At 66.6% G+C, this 625-nt stretch carries 1 protein-coding gene; it reads left to right on the top strand.

The genetic code is table 11. The features are described from left to right. A partial coding sequence (locus H9652_RS19495; protein ID WP_225228515.1) for a methyl-accepting chemotaxis protein occupies positions 1 to 625 on the top strand: 625 nt, incomplete at both ends.

Here is a 625-nt window from a genome sequence, read left to right as displayed (position 1 = left end):
CGCAGTTCTCGGCGTCGTCGGAGGAGACGGCGGCGCAGTCGGGGGTGGTGGCTGCGGCTGCGGAGCAGGTGTCGCAGAACGTGCGGACGGTGGCTGCGGGTGCTGAGCAGATGGGGGCGTCGATTCGGGAGATCGCGCAGAACTCGAACGAGGCGGCGAAGGTGGCCAATCGTGCGACGGATCGTGCGGCGTCGACGAATGTGACGGTGCAGAAGCTGGGGACGAGCTCGCAGGAGATCGGTGATGTGGTGAAGGTGATCACCTCGATCGCTGAGCAGACGAATCTGTTGGCGTTGAACGCGACGATCGAGGCGGCTCGTGCGGGTGAGGCGGGCAAGGGGTTCGCGGTGGTGGCTTCTGAGGTCAAGGAGCTGGCGCAGGAGACGGCGAAGGCGACGGAGGACATCGCTCGTCGGGTGGAGGCGATCCAGGACGACACGTCGAGTGCGGTGGGGGCGATCGGTGAGATCGCGGACATCATCGGGCGGATCAACGACTATCAGCTGACGATCGCGTCGGCGGTGGAGGAGCAGACCGCGACGACGACGGAGATGTCTCGTGGGGTGCAGGAGTCCGCGACGGGTGCTTCGGAGATCGCGGGCAACATCACCGGCATCGCGACCGC

Source organism: Oerskovia rustica (assembly GCF_014836555.1).
GTDB lineage: Bacteria > Actinomycetota > Actinomycetes > Actinomycetales > Cellulomonadaceae > Oerskovia > Oerskovia rustica.
Note: the sequence above shows the minus strand (reverse complement) of the source record. Positions and strands in the feature narration are given on the sequence as shown.